The organism is Hyphomonas sp. UBA3601 (assembly GCF_002375605.1).
Taxonomy (GTDB): domain Bacteria; phylum Pseudomonadota; class Alphaproteobacteria; order Caulobacterales; family Hyphomonadaceae; genus Hyphomonas.
In genome coordinates this window covers 30,260-35,363 of record NZ_DFME01000034.1, presented here as the reverse complement: position 1 = coordinate 35,363, position 5,104 = coordinate 30,260, and the positions used below count along the sequence as shown (strand labels likewise).

8 protein-coding genes are annotated in these 5,104 nt (G+C 60.3%); 6 read left to right on the top strand and 2 right to left on the bottom strand.

Translation table 11 applies throughout. From position 1 onward, the window contains the following. Window positions 1–1,004, bottom strand: a 1,004-nt coding sequence (mnmD, locus tag B4F73_RS03950; RefSeq protein WP_290482554.1) for a tRNA (5-methylaminomethyl-2-thiouridine)(34)-methyltransferase MnmD, incomplete at its 3' end; no start/stop codon positions are given. A 153-nt stretch (window positions 1,005–1,157) separates the two neighbouring features. Here mnmD and B4F73_RS03945 point away from each other — a divergent pair. The 4 genes from B4F73_RS03945 to B4F73_RS03930 all read left to right on the top strand — a co-directional run bounded on the left by B4F73_RS03945 (window position 1,158) and on the right by B4F73_RS03930 (window position 2,446). Beyond that, on the top strand, window positions 1,158–1,328 hold the full coding sequence (locus B4F73_RS03945; protein WP_084333513.1) for a CsbD family protein: 171 nt from the start codon (window positions 1,158–1,160) through the stop codon (window positions 1,326–1,328). Window positions 1,329–1,434: 106 nt separating this feature from the next. Next, window positions 1,435–1,722 (top strand): GNAT family N-acetyltransferase, encoded by a 288-nt coding sequence (locus tag B4F73_RS03940; protein WP_290482553.1) that lies wholly within the window; start codon window positions 1,435–1,437, stop codon window positions 1,720–1,722. Further along, window positions 1,719–2,000 carry a GNAT family N-acetyltransferase gene (locus tag B4F73_RS03935; protein WP_034817077.1) on the top strand — a complete coding sequence of 94 codons (282 nt, stop codon included), beginning with the start codon at window positions 1,719–1,721 and terminating at the stop codon, window positions 1,998–2,000. The genes B4F73_RS03940 and B4F73_RS03935 overlap by 4 nt, the downstream gene beginning before the upstream one ends. Next, a complete protein-coding gene (locus tag B4F73_RS03930; RefSeq protein WP_290482552.1) occupies window positions 1,997–2,446 on the top strand; it encodes a YcgN family cysteine cluster protein in 450 nt (149 codons plus the stop codon). The genes B4F73_RS03935 and B4F73_RS03930 overlap by 4 nt, the downstream gene beginning before the upstream one ends. Here the strand turns inward: B4F73_RS03930 and gcvA are convergent. Then, window positions 2,443–3,375, bottom strand: a complete 933-nt coding sequence (gene gcvA / locus B4F73_RS03925; RefSeq protein ID WP_290482551.1) for a transcriptional regulator GcvA — start codon at window positions 3,373–3,375, stop codon at window positions 2,443–2,445. The genes B4F73_RS03930 and gcvA overlap by 4 nt on opposite strands. Before the next feature lie 108 nt (window positions 3,376–3,483). Here gcvA and cysG point away from each other — a divergent pair, with 108 nt between their 5' ends. Together cysG and B4F73_RS03915 are read left to right on the top strand one after the other, a co-directional pair. Then, on the top strand, window positions 3,484–4,890 hold the full coding sequence (cysG, locus tag B4F73_RS03920) for a siroheme synthase CysG (protein WP_206992109.1): 1,407 nt from the start codon (window positions 3,484–3,486) through the stop codon (window positions 4,888–4,890). After that, window positions 4,887–5,104: DUF2849 domain-containing protein (locus B4F73_RS03915; protein ID WP_290482550.1), on the top strand; the 218-nt coding region annotated here is incomplete at its 3' end. The genes cysG and B4F73_RS03915, both read left to right, overlap by 4 nt.

Below are 5,104 nucleotides of genomic sequence, written 5' to 3'. Positions count from 1 at the left end.
GTGGTTTCGTGTGCGCCTTCCATGCCTGAATAGGCGCGGCGGGCGGCAAGATAAGCGTCGATCAGCAAGCGGGCTTGCGCCGTGTCGCCCGCATCGAGCCGAGGCATCATAAGGGCCAGCGGATTGCCACTTGCGCCGCTTGCGGGGCCAACTGGATCAAACACAGTCACATCTGCGCCGCGCTCTGTCAGGGCGTAAGCCGCGCTCGCCCCGGCAATTCCTGCGCCCAGAATGGCGATCTTTTGGCGAGGGCCACTATGCGCGCGCAGGCCGTAAATGTCCGGCTTGGCGGGAGAGGCAAGTGCCAACCTTGCTTCCAGTCGCTGCCGCTTGCGGCCGTGTCCCGGTGCTTTGACGACATCGAAGCCGACCTCTGTCAGTCCGCGCCGAACTGTGCCTGCCACGGTGAACGTGCCGATGCTCGCGCCGGGCTTGGAGCGCTCTGCAATCAGTCCGTAAAGATCAGCTGACCACATGGCTTCATTCTTTGCCGGGCTGAATCCGTCGAGAAACCAGGCATCGGCCATGAACTGGCTCTGGGGCAGCGTGTCGTGAATATCGCCGAGATGAAGCGTGAGAGTGACGCCGATATCAGGCCAGACGAGGTGGTGTACACAGCGCACAGGCCCTGGCCAATCGGCGAGCAGTCGCGCTGCCAAGCATGCCAGTTCGGGCCACGCGCCCAACGCGCGCGCCGCATCGTCCTCAGTCAGGGGAAAGCCTTCGAAGCTGACAAAGTGGAGCCATGCATCCGGGGTTGGTCGGTGCGCTTGCCACAGTTCGCACAAGGCGAGGAAGTTCAATCCTGTGCCAAACCCGGTTTCCGCTACCGTGAACTCGGTCTTGCCTGCCCAGGCTTCTGGAAGGCCGCAGCCCTGCAGGAAAACCGCGCGGGTTTCAGCCAGTCCATCCCCCGCCGTGAAGTACACGTCCCCCGCCTCGCGGGCGACGGGCGTGCCGTCGTCCTTCCAGTCAATCATGGGATGCGTGAGCAAGCGGGCCATGCGAGACGGGTTAGCCGGGCCATACCGTTTTGAACAGTCCTCCGCGGCTGCATGCTTTCTGACACCGAATTAATCGGATCGCTCTTGTCCGTCGCGCGTTGAATGAGTGACCGCGATCATGCGGCCGACACAAACAAACTGAAGGAGACCCAAATGGACAAGGAACATCTCAAGGGCGGTGCCAAGGAAGCTGAAGGCGAAGTCAAGGAAACTGTCGGTGAAATGACAGACAACAAGAAGATGCAAGCCGAAGGCAAAATGGACAAGGCCGAAGGCGAAGCTCGCAAGACAGCGGGTGACGTAAAGGACGCCGTCAACAAATAGGCGACCCCCTGAACCACTGTGAAAGCCGCTCCTCCGGGGGCGGCTTTTCCTTGCGTGCTGCCGGATGGCGCGCCACATAGGGGCTCTCAGCAGAAGGCATACACTCATGAGCGAGTTTGAGATCAAGCGCGAAGACGGAGAGACCGGCGGGCGCTACGTCACCCTGGTCAACGGCCACGAGGCCGAGATGACCTATTCGAAGGCGGGTACGGAGCGGATCATCATCGACCATACCGGCGTTCCGAAAGCGCTCGGCGGCATGGGTGTCGGCGTAGCCCTGGTCAAACGCGCAGTCGAGGATGCGCGCCGGGACGGAATCAAGATCATTCCGCTGTGCCCTTTCGCGAAGGCGCAAGTTCAAAAACATGCAGAATGGCAGGATGTACTGGCATGACCACGATACCCATCACCCATGATGAAAATCATATGCGCTACAGCTATTTCGAGAACGGGCTGGAAGCATATCTGACCTATGAGCGTCCGCGGACCGGGCTGCGCCATATCACGCACACGATCGTGCCGGGAGAACTGGGTGGACGCGGCCTTGGCAAAAATCTGGTGACGCGTGTGATGAATGACATCATTGCTGCGGGTGAGACGGTTTCTTCGTCTTGCTGGTTTGCAACGGCACTGATCGAAAAGACGCCGGAATGGGCTGCCCTGAGGGGATGACCAAGTCTTTCTGGAAAACCACACCACTGGCTCAGATGTCATCGCAGGAATGGGAATCCCTCTGCGACGGCTGTGGCAAATGCTGCCTGCTCAAACTGGAAGATGAAGATACCGGTGAGATCGCTTACACGCGACTCCATTGCCGCCTGTTTGACGGGGATAACTGTCAGTGTGCCGACTACAAAAATCGCAAGAAGATCGTCGAAGACTGCGTGATTCTTACTCCGAAGAAGGTCGAGGAAATCCGCTGGATGCCAAAGACCTGCACCTATCGCCTGATCCATGAGGGCAAGGAGCTGCCGGACTGGCACTATCTCGTGTGTGGTGACCGCAACCGCATCCACGAAGAGGGGCATTCGATCCGGGGGCGCACCGTATCCGAGGACACGGTCTTCGATGAGGACACAGAAGACTGGATTGTCGACTGGGAAGGCAATGAGCCCTAGACGCCGACCACTTCACTATTGGTCGCCTCGGTCTTCAGCCATTTGATGAAGTTGCGTACATCTGGCGTCAGGTGACGGCCTTTCGGATAGACGATCCAGTACCCGAAATCGATCAGGTGGGAGCCATCCGCGAAGGGTGCGACCAGCCGACCAGAGGCGAGATCCGCTGCTGCAATCGCGCGTTTGGCAAGCGCCACGCCGCGTCCGGCGGCAGCCGCCTCGATCACGAGGATCGCCTGGTTGAAACGTGGGCCGCGTGAGCCATCAACATCTTTCACATTCCGCGCACGCAGCCAGCTGGCCCAGTCGGGGCAGGACGGGTCATTCTCGTTGCTCTCATCATGGATCAGTGTGTGATGCCGCAAATCCGAGGGCTTGCGGATCGCGTCGGATCCTTCCAGCAGGGCAGGGGAACAGACCGGCAAGACAGTCTCGTCCATCAGCTTTTCAGATTTCAGGCCGTCATAATTGCCCCGGCCATAGCGGATTGCGAAATCGGCATCGGCCGTGGTGAAATCGGTCAGGCCCATATCGGCCGAGATCCAGGCCTCGGTCTCCTCATGTTCCCGGTGGAAGCCATCAAGGCGGGGCGCCAGCCATTTCGCGGCGAAGGACGGCGCAGATGACACCATGACCCGGCCTTTGCGCGCTGGAGCCTGCATGATCCGCCCGGCTTCAGAAATTCTCTCGAATGCATCGCGCACCAGCGGCAGGCTGGCCTGGGCGGCATCTGTCAGCAAAACTGAACGGCCCGTTCGCTTGAACAGGGGCGTGCCGGCATATTCTTCCAGCTGCCTTATCTGTTGTGAAATCGCGCCGGGCGTGACATTCAGCTCTTCGGCAGCCTGTGTAAAAGACAGGCGCCGCGCGGCGGCCTCAAAGGCTCTCAGCGCGTTCAATGGGGGAAGTCGGTCGGATGGGTCTGACATGGATAGTTTCTCTAAAGGATCGCTGTAGGGGTTCATGCTTGCGTCCGCCGCGTCAAGAGCCATTTTGACACCTGACTGATCAGCTTGCCTAAAAAGAGGTCCGCCCGCATGCGCCAATTTCCGGCTTTCTTCAACATGGATGACGCGCGCGTCGTCGTGTTCGGCGGTGGTGAGGAAGCGCGCCGCAAGGTGCGACTGCTCGCCAAAACACCGGCGCATATCACTGTGATTATTGGAAAAGACATCGATTCCGGCTTCGCTCAGGAGTTTGCCGGGCGCATAACGATTGCGCCGCAGGACCAAGCTGGCGCCGCGCTCGATGTTGCCCGTTTCGCAATTGTGGCCTGCCGAATTGATGAAAACACAGATCGCGCGATCACTTGGGCGCGCCAATATGGCGTGCCTTTGAATGTCGTCGATCGGCCAGATCTCTGCGATTTTACGGTTCCATCCATCATGGACCGCGGCGAGATTGTTGCTGCCGTGGCCTCGGGCGGCTCTGCGCCTGTACTTGCCAAATCGGTGCGAGCCAAACTTGAAGCGCTTACACCCGCACGCATCGGCGATCTGGCGGAACTGGCCGGACGCATGCGAGAAGAGGTAAAGTCCAAATTGCCGGATGCTGGCGCGCGTCGGAAGTTCTGGGAGAGCGTGCTCAATGGCAAGGCTGCCGAACTTGCCTATGCGGGCGAGTTGGAAGCTGCTGAACAGGCGATGCGCGACGCACTGTCCGGCGGCCGGACGCAAGGCGTGGTCCATCTGGTTGGCGCGGGTCCGGGTGATCCGGAGCTGCTGACCCTGAAGGCGCTGCGCCTGCTGCAGGAAGCCGACATTGTCTATTATGACCGTCTGGTCAGCGACGATATCCTGACGCTCATTCGCCGGGATGCCGACCGCGTGTCTGTCGGCAAGAGCAAGGGCGACCACTCCGTCCCGCAGGATGAAATTCACGAAATGCTGATCCGCTCGGCCCGCGATGGCAAGCGCGTTGTACGCCTGAAGGGCGGCGACCCGTTTATCTTCGGGCGTGGCGGTGAAGAGATGGAAGCGGTGCTGGCCGCAGGCGTCGAAGCCTTCGTGGTGCCGGGTATTACGTCGGCGCTGGGATGCGCGGCGCAGGCAGGTGTACCGCTGACCCATCGCGATCATGCCCAGAGCCTGACCTTCGTCACCGGCCATGCCAAGGCGGGCGGCGTGCCCGATCTCGATTGGGACTCGCTGGCCAAGCCGAACCAGACCGTCACCGTCTTCATGGGCGTCGGCACAGCGGCCGCCATTACTGACAAGTTGATCGAAGCCGGGCGCGCGCCAGACACGCCGGTCGCAGTGATCGAGAACGGCACGCGGCCGAACGAAATTCAGGTTTTCGGTATTCTTGCTGAACTGCCTGACCTGATCACAGACAATGGTATCGAGGGTCCAGCATTGCTCATCATCGGCAAAGTGGCGGGCCTGCCTTTCGCGAGTGGCGCAATCGGCCTTTCAGGCTGCGTCAGCCAGGAGACTTTCGTATGACATCCGTTCGCCCGAAACTTAAGGCGGATACGCCAAAGGCCGTCACCGCATGGGAGACCGCGACCGGCCAGAATGTCTGGATGGCCGCCGACGGCAGCTGGACCCAGGACGTTTCAAAAGTTGCCGCCTTTACAGGCGATGAGGCCGAAGCGCGCCTTGCAGATGCTCAGACGCAGGAGGGGATCGTTACCGATCCCTACTTCATGGAAGTCAC

Coding starts and splice junctions, on each gene's coding strand:
- B4F73_RS03945 (WP_084333513.1), top strand. CDS start 1,158: ATGGACAAGGAACATCTCAAGGGCGGTGCCAAGGAAGCTGAAGGCGAA.
- B4F73_RS03940 (WP_290482553.1), top strand. CDS start 1,435: ATGAGCGAGTTTGAGATCAAGCGCGAAGACGGAGAGACCGGCGGGCGC.
- B4F73_RS03935 (WP_034817077.1), top strand. CDS start 1,719: ATGACCACGATACCCATCACCCATGATGAAAATCATATGCGCTACAGC.
- B4F73_RS03930 (WP_290482552.1), top strand. CDS start 1,997: ATGACCAAGTCTTTCTGGAAAACCACACCACTGGCTCAGATGTCATCG.
- gcvA (WP_290482551.1), bottom strand. CDS start 3,375: ATGTCAGACCCATCCGACCGACTTCCCCCATTGAACGCGCTGAGAGCC.
- cysG (WP_206992109.1), top strand. CDS start 3,484: ATGCGCCAATTTCCGGCTTTCTTCAACATGGATGACGCGCGCGTCGTC.